Annotated in this window: 13 protein-coding genes; 10 read left to right on the top strand and 3 right to left on the bottom strand. The window is 70.4% G+C overall.

Annotated features, from left to right (window positions below):
- Positions 1 to 116: 116 nt before the first annotated feature.
- The 7 genes from ABZ796_RS22940 to ABZ796_RS22910 all read left to right on the top strand — a co-directional run bounded on the left by ABZ796_RS22940 (position 117) and on the right by ABZ796_RS22910 (position 7,974).
- Complete coding sequence (locus tag ABZ796_RS22940) at positions 117 to 1,010, top strand: 2-hydroxy-3-oxopropionate reductase (protein WP_357340049.1); 894 nt, start codon at positions 117 to 119, stop codon at positions 1,008 to 1,010.
- Position 1,011: 1 nt separating this feature from the next.
- Entirely contained in the window at positions 1,012 to 2,787 is a 1,776-nt protein-coding gene (gene gcl / locus ABZ796_RS22935) for a glyoxylate carboligase (protein WP_357340047.1), read from the top strand.
- Positions 2,788 to 2,790: 3 nt separating this feature from the next.
- A complete protein-coding gene (locus ABZ796_RS22930) occupies positions 2,791 to 3,921 on the top strand; it encodes a glycerate kinase (RefSeq protein ID WP_357340045.1) in 1,131 nt (376 codons plus the stop codon).
- Between the two features lie 237 nt (positions 3,922 to 4,158).
- Positions 4,159 to 5,031: a fumarylacetoacetate hydrolase family protein gene (locus ABZ796_RS22925; RefSeq protein ID WP_357340043.1), complete on the top strand. Its 873-nt coding sequence runs from the start codon at positions 4,159 to 4,161 to the stop codon at positions 5,029 to 5,031.
- Positions 5,028 to 6,395: an allantoinase AllB gene (allB, locus tag ABZ796_RS22920; RefSeq protein ID WP_357340041.1), complete on the top strand. Its 1,368-nt coding sequence runs from the start codon at positions 5,028 to 5,030 to the stop codon at positions 6,393 to 6,395. The genes ABZ796_RS22925 and allB overlap by 4 nt, the downstream gene beginning before the upstream one ends.
- Complete coding sequence (locus tag ABZ796_RS22915; RefSeq protein ID WP_357340039.1) at positions 6,392 to 7,240, top strand: bifunctional allantoicase/(S)-ureidoglycine aminohydrolase; 849 nt, start codon at positions 6,392 to 6,394, stop codon at positions 7,238 to 7,240. The genes allB and ABZ796_RS22915 overlap by 4 nt, the downstream gene beginning before the upstream one ends.
- A complete protein-coding gene (locus tag ABZ796_RS22910) occupies positions 7,240 to 7,974 on the top strand; it encodes an SDR family oxidoreductase (protein ID WP_357340037.1) in 735 nt (244 codons plus the stop codon). The genes ABZ796_RS22915 and ABZ796_RS22910 overlap by 1 nt, the downstream gene beginning before the upstream one ends.
- 79 nt (positions 7,975 to 8,053) lie before the next feature.
- Here the strand turns inward: ABZ796_RS22910 and ABZ796_RS22905 are convergent, their stop codons facing one another.
- Complete coding sequence (locus tag ABZ796_RS22905; protein WP_357340036.1) at positions 8,054 to 8,548, bottom strand: GNAT family N-acetyltransferase; 495 nt, start codon at positions 8,546 to 8,548, stop codon at positions 8,054 to 8,056.
- A 145-nt stretch (positions 8,549 to 8,693) separates the two neighbouring features.
- Here ABZ796_RS22905 and ABZ796_RS22900 point away from each other — a divergent pair, with 145 nt between their 5' ends.
- Together ABZ796_RS22900 and ABZ796_RS22895 are read left to right on the top strand one after the other, a co-directional pair.
- The gene (locus tag ABZ796_RS22900; RefSeq protein WP_357340034.1) at positions 8,694 to 10,697 is read left to right on the top strand and encodes an FAD-dependent oxidoreductase; all 2,004 of its coding nucleotides are present in this window, start codon (positions 8,694 to 8,696) and stop codon (positions 10,695 to 10,697) included.
- A complete protein-coding gene (locus tag ABZ796_RS22895) occupies positions 10,694 to 11,932 on the top strand; it encodes a class I SAM-dependent methyltransferase (protein ID WP_357340032.1) in 1,239 nt (412 codons plus the stop codon). Before ABZ796_RS22900 ends, ABZ796_RS22895 begins: the two co-directional genes overlap by 4 nt.
- A gap of 24 nt (positions 11,933 to 11,956) precedes the next feature.
- On the opposite strand, the gene ABZ796_RS22890 is transcribed toward ABZ796_RS22895, so the two are convergent.
- The gene (locus ABZ796_RS22890; RefSeq protein ID WP_357340030.1) at positions 11,957 to 13,288 is read right to left on the bottom strand and encodes a hypothetical protein; all 1,332 of its coding nucleotides are present in this window, start codon (positions 13,286 to 13,288) and stop codon (positions 11,957 to 11,959) included.
- A 466-nt stretch (positions 13,289 to 13,754) separates the two neighbouring features.
- Here ABZ796_RS22890 and ABZ796_RS22885 point away from each other — a divergent pair, with 466 nt between their 5' ends.
- On the top strand, positions 13,755 to 14,027 hold the full coding sequence (locus tag ABZ796_RS22885; RefSeq protein WP_357340029.1) for a hypothetical protein: 273 nt from the start codon (positions 13,755 to 13,757) through the stop codon (positions 14,025 to 14,027).
- Positions 14,028 to 14,043: 16 nt separating this feature from the next.
- Here the strand turns inward: ABZ796_RS22885 and ABZ796_RS22880 are convergent, their stop codons facing one another.
- The gene (locus ABZ796_RS22880) at positions 14,044 to 14,430 is read right to left on the bottom strand and encodes a hypothetical protein (protein WP_357340028.1); all 387 of its coding nucleotides are present in this window, start codon (positions 14,428 to 14,430) and stop codon (positions 14,044 to 14,046) included.
- Positions 14,431 to 14,453 lie beyond the last annotated feature (23 nt).

Below are 14,453 nucleotides of genomic sequence, written 5' to 3'. Positions count from 1 at the left end.
GAATTCAGCGCCGAGTCGGCGCGTCATGACGAGCCGACTCGGCGCGGATCTTGGTCAGGACGAGCCGACTCGACAAGCCGCGTACGCCACCACTGATCACCCGTAGGAGATTCATCATGACCAACATCGCCTTCATCGGCCTCGGCATCATGGGCAGCCCGATGGCCGCCCACCTCGTCGCCGCCGGCCACACCGTCGCCGGTTTCGACCACAGCCTCGAGCGCACCCAGGCCCTGGCCGCGGCGGGTGGCCGGGCAGCCGAGTCCACCGCGGACGCCTGCCGCGACGCCGACGTCGTCTGCGTCATGGTCCCGGACTCACCCCACGTCGAGGAGGTGCTCACCGCCGAGGGCGGGGTCTTCGAGACCGCCCCCGCCGGTGCGCTGATCATCGACTTCTCCAGCATCCGTCCCGACGTGAGCGCGGCGCTCGCCGAGCAGGCCACCGCCCGCGGCTTCCGCATCCTCGACGCCCCGGTCTCCGGTGGCGAGGCCGGCGCCAAGAACGCGGCCCTCTCGATCATGGTCGGCGGCGCGGCCGACGACTTCGCCACCGCGAAGCCGCTCTTCGACGCGGTCGGCAAGACCGTCGTCCACGTCGGCCCGAGCGGTGCCGGCCAGACGGTCAAGGCGGCCAACCAGCTCATCGTCGCCGCCAACATCCAGGCGCTGTCCGAGGCGGTCGTCTTCCTCGAGGCGTACGGGGTGGACACGAAGGCCGCCCTCGAGGTGCTCGGCGGGGGGCTCGCCGGTTCGAGCGTGCTCAACCAGAAGAAGGAGAACATGCTGACCCGCTCCTTCCAGCCCGGGTTCCGGATCGACCTGCACCACAAGGACATGGGGATCGTCACCTCCGCCGCCCGCGAGGCGGGCGTCGTGGTCCCGCTCGGCTCGCTGGTCGCCCAGCTGATGGCGAGCGCCCGGGCCAACGGCGACGGCGGCCTCGACCACTCCGCCCTGCTGCGGGGCGTCGAGCGGCTGAGCGGCTCTGCCACGAAGGGGGAGAACTGACATGGCACGCATGCGCGCGGTCGACGCCGCCGTCCTGATCCTGGAGAAGGAGGGCGCGACCCAGCTGTTCGGCCTGCCGGGTGCTGCGATCAACCCGTTCTACAGCGCGATGCGTAAGCACGGCGGCCTCCAGCACGTGCTCGCCCGCCACGTCGAGGCGGCATCGCACATGGCCGAGGGCTACACCCGGGCGAAGGCCGGCAACATCGGCGTCTGCATCGGCACCTCCGGTCCGGCCGGCACCGACATGATCACCGGCCTCTACTCGGCCTCCGCCGACTCGATCCCGATCCTGTGCATCACGGGCCAGGCGCCGGTCGCGAAGCTCCACAAGGAGGACTTCCAGGCGGTCGACATCGCCGCCATCGCCGGACCGCTCACCAAGATGGCGGTCACCGTGATGGAGCCCGCCCAGGTCCCGGGCACCTTCCAGAAGGCCTTCCGCCTCATGCGCGAAGGACGTCCCGGACCGGTCCTGGTCGACCTGCCGCTCGACGTCCAGCTGGCCGAGATCGACTTCGACATCGAGACGTACGAGCCCCTGCCGATCGCCCGGCCGGCGGCCAGCCGTGCCCAGGCGGAGAAGGCGCTGACGATGATGCTGGCCTCGGAGCGTCCGCTGATCGTCGCCGGTGGCGGCGTGGTCAACGCCGACGCGGCCGACCTGCTGGTCGAGCTCGCCGAGGTCACCGGCGTCCCCGTCGTCCCCACGCTGATGGGCTGGGGCACGATCCCGGACGACCACGCGCTCAACGCGGGCATGGTCGGCCTGCAGACCTCGCACCGCTACGGCAACGCGACCATGCTGGCCAGCGACTTCGTCCTCGGCATCGGCAACCGGTGGGCCAACCGCCACACCGGCTCGGTCGAGACGTACACCCGCGGACGTACGTTCGTCCACATCGACATCGAGCCGACCCAGATCGGCCGGGTCTTCGCGCCGGACTACTCGATCGTCTCCGACGCCCGCGCGGCCCTCGACATGCTCGTCGAGGTCGCTCGCGAGTGGGCGGGCGCGGGCAGGATCCCGAGCCGTACGTCCTGGGCCGAGGAGTGCGCCGAGCGCAAGCGGACCCTGCACCGCAAGACCCACTTCGACAACGTCCCGATCAAGCCGCAGCGGGTCTACGAGGAGATGAACCGGGCCTTCGGCACCGGCACCCGGTACGTCACGACCATCGGTCTGTCCCAGATCCAGGCCGCGCAGCTGCTGCACGTCTACCAGCCGCGGCACTGGATCAACGCCGGCCAGGCGGGCCCGCTCGGCTGGACCCTGCCGGCCGCCCTGGGGGTCGCGACCGCCGTCCCCGACGGCCAGGTTGTCGCGCTCTCGGGTGACTACGATTTCCAGTTCCTGGTCGAGGAGCTGGCGGTCGGCGCCCAGTTCAACATCCCCTACATCCACGTCGTCGTGAACAACTCTTACCTCGGCCTGATCCGCCAGGCCCAGCGCGGGTTCGAGATGGACTACTGCGTCCAGCTCGCCTTTGACAACGTCAACAGCCCCGAGGTCGAGGGCTACGGCGTCGACCATCTCAAGGTCGCCGAGGGCCTGGGCTGCAAGGCGATCCGGGTGACCGACCCGGCCGATCTGGGCGCCGCCTTCGAGAAGGCCAAGGCGCTCCAGGCGGAGTATCGGGTGCCGGTGCTGGTCGAGGTCATCCTCGAGCGCGTCACCAACGTCTCCATGGGCGTCGAGATCGACGGTGTCGTCGAGTTCGAGGAGCTGGCCGAGCGCGGTGAGCACGCCCCGACCGCGCTCGTCCCACTGGACTGAGTCATGGTCCGCGTGCTGGTCGCCTCCGACAAGTTCAAGGGATCGCTCACCGCTGCCGAGGTCGCGGCGGCGGTGAGCTCCGGGATACGCCGGGGACGTCCCGACGTGATCGTCGACGCGATCCCCGTCGCCGACGGTGGCGACGGCACCCTGGCCGCGGCCGAGTCCGCCGGGTTCGCTCTGGTCCCGGTCACGGTGGCCGGGCCGACCGGGTCGCCGGTTCGGACCGCGTACGCCCGTCGCGACGACACCGCCGTCGTCGAGCTCGCCGACGCGGCCGGGCTGTCTCGGCTGCCGGGAGCGCCGGATCCGTTGGGTGCCTCCAGCCTCGGGGCAGGCCAGGCGATGGCGGCCGCGATCGACGCCGGCTGTCGCCGGGTGGTGCTCGGGATCGGCGGCAGCGCCAGCACCGACGGGGGTGCGGGTCTGCTCCGCGGGCTCGGTACCCGGCTGCTCGGGGTCTCGGGTGCTCCGGTGGTCGATGGCGGCGTCGGCCTCGAGGACGTGGTTCGGCTCGACCTCACCGCACTGTTGCGCCGCGTCGACGGGGTCGAGATCACCGTCGCCTGCGACGTCGACAACCCGCTGACCGGGCCCCGCGGCGCGGCCGCGGTCTACGGGCCGCAGAAGGGTGCCGACCCGGACCAGGTGCGACGCCTCGACGCCGCGCTCGGTCACTGGGCCTCGATTGTCGCGGAGGAGACCGGTGCCGATCTCCGGGACCACCCCGGCGCGGGTGCTGCCGGCGGTGTCGGGTTCGCCGCCGTCGCTCTCTTGGGCGCCGAGCTGCGCTCCGGGATCGACCTCGTGCTCGAGCTGGTCGACTTCGGCTCCGGGCTGGAGGGCGCAGCCCTCGTCGTTACCGGCGAGGGCGCGCTCGACGAGCAGACCCTGCACGGCAAGGCCCCGGCCGGCGTCGCCGCCGCGGCCGTACGCGCCGGCGTCCCGGTCGTGGCCGTCTGCGGGGTCAACCATCTCGACCACGACCGGCTGCGGGCAGCCGGGATCGGTGCTGCGTACGCCCTGGTCGACATCGAACCCGACCGGCAGCGCTGCCTGACCGAAGGCGCGGCCCTGCTCGAGCAGATCGCCGAGCGGATCGCCGCCGACCACCTGATCAAGGAGGACGCATGAGCGAGCGGCGGAGTGTTCACCGAGGTAACTCGGTGAGCGGTCACTTCTTTCGTGGAGTTCCGCGAGGGAACCGCAACGAGACCGAGGTAGCTCGGTCGGCATCCGAGGAGGCGGCATGAGCGAGCGGCGGAGTGTTCACCGAGGTAACTCGGTGAGCGGTCACTTCTTTCGTGGAGTTCCACGAGGGAACCGCAACCAGACCGAGGTAGCTCGGTCGGCATCCGAGGAGGCCGCGGCATGCGACTGCTGAGTGTGGGACCGGCAGCACAGGAACGCCCAGCAGCGCTCGACGACCAGGACGTGCTGCGTGACCTGTCGACGGTGGTGCCGGCGATCGACGGCGACCTGCTCGGAGACCCCGAGCGGCTCGCTTCGATCCGAGAGGCGGTCGCATCGGGCGTACTTGCGAGAGTCCCCGACGGCACCCGGATCGGACCCCCGGTCGCGAGGCCCGGCAAGGTCGTCGGGATCGGGCTCAACTACCACGACCATGCCGAGGAGGCCGGGGTCGCGATCCCGGACGAGCCGGTCGTGTTCCTCAAGCCGTCGACATCGATCGCCGGTCCCTACGACGCGATCGAGCTTCCACCGGGGTCGACGATGACCGACTACGAGGTCGAGCTGGGTGTGGTGATCGGGCGAAGGCTGTCTCGCTGCCCGGATCCACGACAGGCGCTCGCCGCGGTGGGCGGCTACCTCACCGCCGACGACGTCAGCGAGCGGGCGCGGATCGCGGCCGGGCCGACCTGGGCCAAGGGAAAGTGTGCCGACACGTTCACCCCGATCGGCCCCTGGCTGGTCACGCCCGACACCGCGGGCGACCCACAGGCCCTCGGCCTGGAGCTGTGGGTCGACGGCGAGCGGCGCCAGCAGGGGACGACCGCCCGGATGGCCTACGGCGTCGGCGAGCTCCTCGCCTTCCTCAGTACGCTGATGACACTCGAGCCCGGCGACCTGGTGCTGACCGGGACCCCTGGTGGGGTCGCAGCGTCGCGACCCGAGCCCCGGCCCTTCTTGCGGGAGGGGCAGGTGGTGGAGGCCGAGGTGAGCGGCCTGGGCCGCCAGCGGACGCGGGTGGTGGCAGTCGATGATGCGGAGGTGACGGTGTGACTCGAGATCTCGATGTAGTGATCCGGGCGGCGCGGATGGTGACCCCGGAGGGCGAGACAGCGGGCAGCGTCGGCGTACGCGACGGGAGGATCGTCGCGGTCGAACCGACCGGTCTCACCGCGGCCCGTGTGGTCGAGCTCGCCGACGACGAGGTGCTGATGCCCGGGGTCGTCGACGCGCACGTGCACGTCAACGACCCGGGCCGGACCGAGTGGGAGGGCTTCGCCTCCGCGACCCGGGCAGCGGCCGCGGGCGGGGTCACGACCATCGTGGACATGCCGCTCAACAGCATCCCGCCGACCTGCGATGTGCCGGCGCTCGACCTCAAACGGCGGGTCGCTTTTGGAGGGCCAGCGGCGAGCCAGGCCTTCGTCGACATCGGCTTCTGGGGCGGCGCCGTACCGGGCAACGTCGCCGACCTGCGGCCTCTGCACGAGGCGGGCGTCTCCGGGTTCAAGTGCTTCCTGCTGCACTCGGGCGTCGACGAGTTCCCGCCGCTCGACCCGGAGCAGCTCGAGCTCGCGATGCGCGAGATCGCGACCTTCGACGGCCTGCTGATCGTGCACGCCGAGGACGCGCACGCGATCGAGCACGCGCCCGCGGCGGGTGGTGGGACGTACGAACGATTCCTGCACAGCCGCCCGCGGGGCGCCGAGAACCTCGCGATCGCCCAGGTGATCGAGCTGGCCCGGTGGACCGGCTGCCGCGTCCACATCCTGCACGTCTCCAGCTCCGACGTGCTCGCGATGCTGGCCTCGGCCCGCCGCGACGGCGTCCCGATCACGGCGGAGACCTGTCCCCACTACCTGACCTTCGCCGCGGAGGAGATCCCCGACGGCGCGACGCAGTACAAGTGCTGCCCGCCGATCCGGGAGGCGACCAACCGCGAGCTGCTCTGGGAGGGCCTGCGCGACGGCGTCATCGACATGGTCGTCACCGACCACTCGCCCTCGACGCCCGACCTGAAGGCTCTCGACACCGGCGACTTCGGCGTCGCCTGGGGCGGCATCTCCTCGCTCCAGCTCGGCCTCTCGGCGGTCTGGACCGAGGCCCGTGCCCGCGGGTTCGCGCTCGACGACGTCGCCCGCTGGATGTCCGAGGCGCCGGCCGGCCACGCAGGGCTGACGACCAAGGGGCGGATCGCGGTCGGCCACGACGCCGACTTCGCCGTCCTCGCCCCCGACGACTCCTTCGTCGTCGATGCCGCGAAGCTCCACCACAAGAACGCCGTCACGCCCTACCACGGCCGATCCCTCGCCGGTGTCGTCCGCGCGACCTGGCTGCGTGGCGAGACGATCGACATCGAGGCCGCGCCCCAGGGCCGGCTGCTCAGCAGAGTCACCACAGAAGGAGCCCGACCATGAGCGCAGCACACAACCCTCCTGGCCGCTACTACGCCCCGACCGGCGGACACCCGTCGCAGCGGGAGCTGACCACCGACCGGGCGGTCTTCACCGAGGCGTACGCCGTGCTCCCGCGGGGCACCATGCGCGACATCGTCACCAGCAAGCTGCCGTTCTGGGAGGGGACCCGGCTGTGGGTGATCGCTCGGCCGCTCTCGGGGTTCGCCGAGACGTTCTCGCAGTACATCGTCGAGGTCTCGCCCGGCGGTGGCAGCGACAAGCCCGAGCTCGACGCGGGTGCCGAGGGAGTCCTGTTCGTGGTCGAGGGCGCGCTGACGCTCTCGATCGAGGGGGAGAAGCACGACCTGGCTCCCGGCGGCTACGCCTTCCTCCCGCCCGGCTCCGCCTGGACGCTGCACAACACCAGCGACCAGGTCGCGCGGTTCCACTGGATCCGCAAGGCCTACCAGGCGGTCGAGGGCATCGACGTACCCGAGCCGTTCGTCACCAACGAGGTCGACGTGCCCGGCGGCGAGATGCCGGGCACCAACGGCGCCTGGAAGACGCAGCGCTTCGTCGACCCCGATGACGTACGCCACGACATGCACGTCAACATCGTCAGCTTCGAGCCGGGCGGCGCGATCCCGTTCCCGGAGACGCACGTGATGGAGCACGGGCTCTACGTCCTCGAGGGCAAGGCCGTCTACCTGCTCAACAAGGACTGGGTGGAGGTGCAGGAGGGCGACTTCATGTGGCTGCGGGCGTTCTGTCCGCAGGCCTGCTACGCCGGTGGACCCGACCGGTTCCGCTACCTGCTCTACAAGGACGTCAACCGGCACGCGGTCCTGTCTCGGCAGTTCATCTGATGCCGGTCGCGGTCGTCACCGGCGCCGGCTCGGGCCTGGGGCGAGTGATCGCCCAGGCTCTGGACGGCGCCGGCTTCCAGGTCGCCCTGCTCGGGCGCACCAAGACCTCGCTCGAGGAGACCGCGTCGGTGATGGCGTACTCCCTCGTGCTGCCCACGGACGTCGCTTCCGCCACCGAGGTGGAGACGGCCTTCGCCGCCGTCGTGGGGATGTGGGGGCGCGTCGACCTGCTGGTCAACAACGCGGGCACCTTCGGGCCGAGCGGAGATCCTGACGAGATCCCGGTCGAGGAGTTCGCGGCGACCCTCGCGGTCAACGTCGCCGGCTCCTTCCACTGCGCCCGCGAGGCCTTCGCGCAGATGAAGCGGCAGGACCCGCGCGGCGGGCGGATCATCAACAACGGCTCCATCTCCGCCCACGTACCCCGCCCGGGCAGCGTCGCCTACACCACCTCCAAGCACGCGATCACCGGCTTCACCCGAGCCCTCGCCCTCGACGGCCGGGCTCACGACATCGCGGTCGGCCAGATCGACATCGGCAACGCAGCCACCGAGATGACCGCCGGCATCGCCGAAGGCGCCCGTCAGGCCGACGGCACCGTACGCCCCGAGCCGACCTTCGACCCGCAGCACGTCGCCGACGCGGTCGTCGCCATGGCCCAGCTTCCGCTCGGCGTCAGCGTGCCCACGATGACCATCCTCGCGACGGGGATGCCGTACGCCGGCCGCGGCTGACCCCGCCCGATCTGGGAGGCGCGAACGAATTTTCGTTCGCTGTAGAGCTGCCGATGACGACCTGCCCGTACGTCAGTTGTCAGGCGAGGTCGAGGCTGAGCGATCTCAGCCCTTCGACCGTTCTGAATCCGAGCCGCCGATAGAGGCCGAGCGCGGCTCCGTTGTCGGTTTCGGTCACGAGGGACAGCCGGGTGGCGCCTGCGGTGAGCGCCGCGTCGCGGACGGCGCCGACGAGAGCGGCCGCCGCTCCCTGGCGGCGGGCTCCTGGGAGCACGAACAGGTCACGCAGTTGCCAGAACCGTCCCATGGCCAGGGATGCCGGGACCTCATGGCTGGTCGCCAGACCAATCGGAGGTGAGCCGGCGGGCGGTTCAACGGATGCGGTGAAGACTGTGAGCATGTTCGATCGGACCATCTCGGTAAGCCAAGCGACGGTGCGTTCGCCGGTGTCCTCCGGCGGCACGCCGTAGTGGCGCCGGTAGTGGTCGAACAGAACACCGGCCGCGGCGAGCGCCTCCTCGGTGTCACACGTCGTGACCTGCAGCGTCGCCGTCGGGACTGATCTGTCGCTCATCTCTGCCTCCTCCGGACCCGAAAGACCATGATCCACGCCCTGACGAACTCGTCGGCCTGAAGAACAAATCCGATTCGCCTCGGTGACCGAAGACCGGGTGACAGCGCCTCTGCGCCGATCGCCCCCTTCGACCACGAGGAGCCCGATGAGCAGCCCCGACCCCGAACGCCGCCGGATCGCGGTGGTCGGAAGCGGCGTCGCCGGCCTGACCGCGGCGTACATCGCGTCGCTGCACGGCACGGTCACGCTCTTCGAGGCCGACGACAGGCTGGGCGGCCATGCCGACACCCACCGCGTCACCGCGCCGGACGGGAGCGAGCTGGCGATCGACACCGGGTTCATCGTGCACAACCGGCGTACGTATCCGACGCTGCTCCGGCTCTTCGCCGAGCTCGGCGTGCCGACCCAGGTCTCCGAGATGTCGATGTCGGTGCGTTCGCAGAGCGCCGAGGTGGAGTACGCCGGTGCGCGCGGGCTGCGCGGGGTGCTGCCCGACCGCCGTGCGCTCCGCCCGGCGCACCTGCGGATGCTCGCCGAGATCCCTCGGTTCCACCGGGCGGCCCGGGCGCTGCTCGCCGGCGACGAGCCCGACGATCGAACCCTCGAGGCGTTCCTGGACGAGCACGGGTTCACCGCGCACTTCCGTCGCCACTTCATGGCGCCGCTCGTCGCCGCGGTGTGGTCCTGCGACCCGGCCACGGCGCTGAGCTACCCGGCTCGCTACCTCTTCGAGTTCCTCGGGCACCACGGGATGCTGCAGGTCTTCGGGTCGCCGCGCTGGCGCACGGTCACCGGCGGGTCGGCGACGTACGTCGAGAGGGTCGCCGCCGCGATCCGCGCCCGCGGCGGCCGGGTGCTGACCTCGGCCAAGGTGGTGAACGTGGTCGAGACCGGCGTGGGTGTCGAGATCACCGACGGCAACGGGCGCACGGAGCTCTTCGACGCGGCCGTGCTGGCGACCCATCCGGGACAGTCGCTGGCGATGCTCGGCGCGCCCACGCACGCCCAGCGCGAGATCCTGGGTGGGTTTCCGTACTCCGCCAACCAGGCGCAGCTGCACACCGACACCAGCCTGCTGCCGGACAGCGAGCACGTCCGGTCCTCGTGGAACTACCTGGAGCGCCCGGGCCGCGGCCAGGTCACGGTCACCTACGACCTGACCCGGTTGATGCGGCTGCCGGCTCCCGGCGGCGTACGTCATCTGGTCACGCTCGGCGGGGCCGACCTGATCGACCCGGCGAAGGTCATCGCCACCATGGAGTACGAGCACCCGCTCTACACCCCGGAGTCGGTGGCCGCGCAACAGCGCGCCGGCGAGCTGGACTCCGACGCGCTGGTCTTCGCCGGCGCCTGGCGTGGCTGGGGGTTCCACGAGGACGGCGCCCGATCCGGGGCCCAGGCCGCCCAGCGCCTGGGGCTGCCTTGGACGGCCCCCACGGAACGTCCGGAGACCGCGACCGGGGTGTATCGCACCACGGTCAGCCACACCCGGCGAGGACCGCTGCGGAACCGGTTCGTGCACCGTTCCTCCTGGCAGGTCGTCGACCTGGACCGGCTGCCCGATCACGGGCTCCTCGGCCGCTTCGAGGCACGCGACCATCTGGGCGACCCCGAGCTCTCGATCCGGGAGAACCTCGCCGCGTTCCTGAAGCTCCACGACCTCGACTTGGGCGAGGCACGCGTGCTGATGGCGGCCCAGCCGAGAGCCTTCGGGTTCTGCTTCAACCCGATCAGCGTCTACTGGTGCACGGCGGCCTCCGGGGAGCCGCTGGCCACCGTCGTCGAGGTGCACAACACCTACGGCGATCGGCACGCCTATCTCGTCCACCCCGACGAACGGCATCGGGCCCAGGTCACGAAAGCGATGTACGTCTCGCCCTTCCACGGCGTCGACGGCCGCTACGAACTCACCGTTCCCCCGCCCGACGGACGGCTCGCGGTCGCCGTCCGGCTGACCACCGAGGACGGGACCGTCTTCGACGCCGCCGTCCGCGGCGTCCGGATCGAACCGCGGTTCGGGGCCACGCTCCGGTCCGCTCCGTCCGCGCTCCTCGGCGCGGCCTGGATCCGCATCCATGGCGTAGCGCTGTGGCTACGACGCCTGCCGGTCCACAGAAGGCCGTCGCACCACCAAGAAGGAGTCCGATGAAGACCATCGAAGCCCCCGCCGCCCCCACCCTGGTGGCCGAGCGTTGGCCGATGCTGCAGGAAGCGCCCAACGGCCCGGTGACCCGGGGCACCGCGGCTGCCGCAGCGGCCGTCTTCGGCGCCGCCACGAAGCGGCTCGGGATCAGCGTGAGCCGGGAGGGCAGACCCGCCGACATCGTGCTGCACCGGCCCGAGGAGTTCTACGCCAGACTCGGCCGGCACGGGCTGATCGGCTTCGGCGAGGCGTACCTGACCGGTGCCTGGGACGCCCCGGAGCTGGGGGAGACCCTGACCGTGCTGTGCCGGGACCTCGACGGCCTCCTCCCCGGGTGGGCGCAGCGGCTGCGTGGGGTCTACGAAAGGCGCCGGGGTGCGAAGGACCTGAACACCCCGGAGAACGCGCGCGAGCACATCGGCCACCACTACGACCTGTCCAACGACTTCTTCGCGCTCTTCCTGGACCCGACGATGAGCTACTCGGCGGGTCTCTTCTCCTCGCTGCCCTCGGCGGAGGGCCTGGCGCTCGCCCAGCACCGCAAGATCGACCGGATCCTCGACGAGGCGGGAGTCGGCGCAGGCACCCGTCTGCTCGAGATCGGGACGGGCTGGGGAGAGCTGGCGCTGCGAGCCGCCGCCCGGGGCGCCCAGGTCACCTCGGTGACCCTCTCCGTCGAGCAGGCCGAGCTGGCCCGGCGCCGGATCGGCGCCGCCGGTCTGGACCATCGGGTGGACGTGGAGCTGCGCGACTACCGGGCGGTGGAAGGGACGTACGACGCGGTGGTCTCGGTCGAGATGATCGAGGCGGTCGGCGAACGGTTCTGGCCGGTCTACTTCGCGAAGATCGACGAAGTCCTCGCCCCCGGCGGCACCGCGGTGATCCAGGCGATCACCATGCCGCACGACCGGATGCTCGCGACCCGGAACACCGAGACCTGGATCACCAAGTACATCTTCCCCGGCGGGCTGCTCCCCTCGACCGAGGCGATCACCGGCGTCACCGAGGCGCACACCGGGCTCCGGGTGCGGAGCCGGCTCTCGTTCGGTGCCCACTACGCGGAGACCCTGCGGCGCTGGGACCTCGCGCTGCTCGATCGTGCCGAGGACGTCCGGGCGCTCGGGTTCGACGAGACCTTCCTGCGGATGTGGCACTTCTATCTGGAGTACTCCCGGGCCGGGTTCGCCGCGGGCTACATCGACGTCCAGCAGCTCACGTTCACCCGGGACGAGGGTCGCTGATCCGTGCTGCCGTAGCGCAGGTGATTACTCGTCGGCCCCTTCGTGCCCCAGAGCCCGCTTGCGCTGCTGCTCCTCCTGGCGCTGCCAGGCGACCCGCTTCTCGTACTCGTCGTCGCTGTAGTCCTGGGAGTAGTCGGCCTGGTAGTCGATGGCGGCGTCGGTCTTCTCCTCGTCCCGGCCGCGGCCACCCCGGCCACCAGCCGCACCAGTACCACCGCGCCCTCCCTTCGTCATGCCCTGGCGGCTGCCGGCCCCGGCCATCCCCGACCTGCCACCTCGGCCGCCCATCGCGCCAGCACGTCCAGCCGATCCGCGGGCACCGGCCGCGCCCGCCCTCGATGCCGGAGCGGCCGTACGCGCACCACCGGCCGCACTCCTGGCCGCTGCGGTCGCCTTCGCGGGTGCGCCGGCAGCACGGGCCGCTCCGAGCCGGCTGGCGACCGCCTTGGCGATCCCTGCCCCCAGCGCCAACCCGCCACCGGCAGCGAGCGCGCCGATCCCCGGACCACCCGCCATCGGGGCCAACCCCTGCGCGGTTTCCACCATCGCGTACGACGTGGCCGGAGCGGGGTTGCCGTAGGCATCGATCCACTGCGTGCCGTCCCACTCCGGCTGGTTCGCGGCCTCTTGAGCCTTGATGTTCGCGCGCTCCTGCTCGTGGATCTCGTGGCCCATCCCGTCGGGATACAGGGTGCCGGAGTTGGTCGCCGCGATCCGTGCTTTCGACGCCTGGATCTGGCTGTAGGAGCCTGGCTGCGACGTCGAGGTCCCCGCCGGCTGCGGTCGGGAGTCGGTGCCGTCGTCGTACAGCGCCCGGATCTTCGGCTCGTCCTCGCGCACCGCATCATCGACATAGCCGACCTGCGCGGCCGCCTCGGTCTCGGCATGCGCGATCGCCGCCTCGGCCGCGGCATGCTCGGCCTGCTTCGCCTTGAACGCCGCCTTGTTCGCATCACCATCGACCCCGACGCCGGTGGTCGGATAGTCGGCCTGGTCCGGTGCCGGGCCATGCGTTGCGGGCAGGGTCGCTGCCAGCTTGGCGTACTGGGACCTCGCGGTCGACAACGTGCCGCGGAAATGCATCATCGCCGCGACGGCGTCCTTCAGTACGTCGCTCTTGTCGCTCGTCTTCTCGCCCGCTTCTTGCATACCCCGCCGCGCTGCCGGGCCGGACTCCGACGCCGAGGAGAACCCGTCCTCGACCTTTTTGCCGTTCTCGTGGAGGGTGCGACCTGCGCTACGGAACGTGCGCTCGCCGTCGTTCCAACGGTCGATCACTGCGTCGATAACGCCCTCATCAACCCCTTCGACATACGCCTTGAGTCGCTGCATCCAAGGACCCTGTACGCCACTCATGTCGTGTCTCCTCCCGAGAATGGTTCCAGGGCCGTCGGCGGAGCCCCAATGTCAGCAAGTAGACCGTGCGGCTGTGGGATCTGCCAAGCGAATCCCGAGACCTGCTCTAAGGTCGTGGCCCATGAAGACGTCTCGGGCGATCCCTCTTGCCGCGTTGGCCACCGCATTCAGTATCACCCTTGCAGGATGCGGTAGCGGCGAAAGCCCTAGCACTGACCCCACGTCGACCACCTCCACATCGGGGGCTTCTGCGGGCCCGAGTTCCAGCGCTCCGAGTGTGCCGACGGACTGGCAGGTCGCATCAGTCGACGTCGCTCAGCTCCATGTGCCCGAAGACTGGACCCTTTCGTCCAACCGTAAGCAGTCCCAGACCATGCGTGCACCGAAGAACTCCGTCGGGTTGTCCCCTGGCGCTGGCGGACTCATGGCCGATGCGTACGGCGCTGATGGGGATCTAGAAGATGCCGTGGAGGGCCTTGCGAAACTCGTGAACGACCAGCTCAAGGGCGACTCCAGCCTCGCCAAGCTCGAACGGCTTCCTGACGAGACCATCAACGGGAATCTCTTCTACCACTTCCGTGCCGAGACCGAGTTCACCTGGCAAGACCACTACGGCACCGTCGCATCGACGACTCGCGATCAGGTCACGGTCACCTGGGAGTTCAACAAGTCCGACATCGACCGCAAGGGCGCCGAGGCGCTGATCGCACCGATCATGGCGACGTACGAGGTCCTCTGAGGCCAGTCGGGGGCTCTCAGATCGGCATGTTCTTGCCGATTCCGGTGCCGCTCTTGTTGAACATCACCAACGGGTTGCTCAGCATCTGCAGGGCCTCGGCCATGGTCTGGGCGATCGCGACCTGACCCTCATCGGTCGCCATGATGTCGCTCTGAGCCTTCTCGGTGGCGTCGGCGTACTTGCCCAGGCCCTGGGCCGTCTCCTTCTTCGCCTTGATCAGGTTCGCATGCGCCAGGGCAACCGTCTGCGCCATCCCCTGCGCCAACGCCGACCCGCCGAACACCGCGGCAGCAGGGGCATCACCGAGGTCAAGGCTCTGCACCAGATCCTGCTCCGCCAGCAGGTTCTGGTTGGCCTCTCGCAACTTGTCGAAGTCGGCCCTGATCTCGTCGCTGTCACCCATGAGGATCCTCCCGAGGAGCACTT

It is taken from the genome of Nocardioides sp. NPDC047086, assembly GCF_040643685.1.
In the GTDB taxonomy this organism is placed as follows: domain Bacteria; phylum Actinomycetota; class Actinomycetes; order Propionibacteriales; family Nocardioidaceae; genus Nocardioides.
The sequence above is the reverse complement of the archived record's forward strand: the minus strand, read 5'-3'. Positions and strand labels throughout refer to the sequence as shown.

Excerpts from the sequence above, each read along its gene's own strand:
- ABZ796_RS22940 (WP_357340049.1), top strand. The coding sequence starts at position 117 with ATGACCAACATCGCCTTCATCGGCCTCGGCATCATGGGCAGCCCGATG.
- gcl (WP_357340047.1), top strand. The coding sequence starts at position 1,012 with ATGGCACGCATGCGCGCGGTCGACGCCGCCGTCCTGATCCTGGAGAAG.
- ABZ796_RS22930 (WP_357340045.1), top strand. The coding sequence starts at position 2,791 with ATGGTCCGCGTGCTGGTCGCCTCCGACAAGTTCAAGGGATCGCTCACC.
- ABZ796_RS22925 (WP_357340043.1), top strand. The coding sequence starts at position 4,159 with ATGCGACTGCTGAGTGTGGGACCGGCAGCACAGGAACGCCCAGCAGCG.
- ABZ796_RS22915 (WP_357340039.1), top strand. The coding sequence starts at position 6,392 with ATGAGCGCAGCACACAACCCTCCTGGCCGCTACTACGCCCCGACCGGC.
- ABZ796_RS22910 (WP_357340037.1), top strand. The coding sequence starts at position 7,240 with ATGCCGGTCGCGGTCGTCACCGGCGCCGGCTCGGGCCTGGGGCGAGTG.
- ABZ796_RS22905 (WP_357340036.1), bottom strand. The coding sequence starts at position 8,548 with ATGAGCGACAGATCAGTCCCGACGGCGACGCTGCAGGTCACGACGTGT.
- ABZ796_RS22900 (WP_357340034.1), top strand. The coding sequence starts at position 8,694 with ATGAGCAGCCCCGACCCCGAACGCCGCCGGATCGCGGTGGTCGGAAGC.
- ABZ796_RS22895 (WP_357340032.1), top strand. The coding sequence starts at position 10,694 with ATGAAGACCATCGAAGCCCCCGCCGCCCCCACCCTGGTGGCCGAGCGT.
- ABZ796_RS22890 (WP_357340030.1), bottom strand. The coding sequence starts at position 13,288 with ATGAGTGGCGTACAGGGTCCTTGGATGCAGCGACTCAAGGCGTATGTC.
- ABZ796_RS22880 (WP_357340028.1), bottom strand. The coding sequence starts at position 14,430 with ATGGGTGACAGCGACGAGATCAGGGCCGACTTCGACAAGTTGCGAGAG.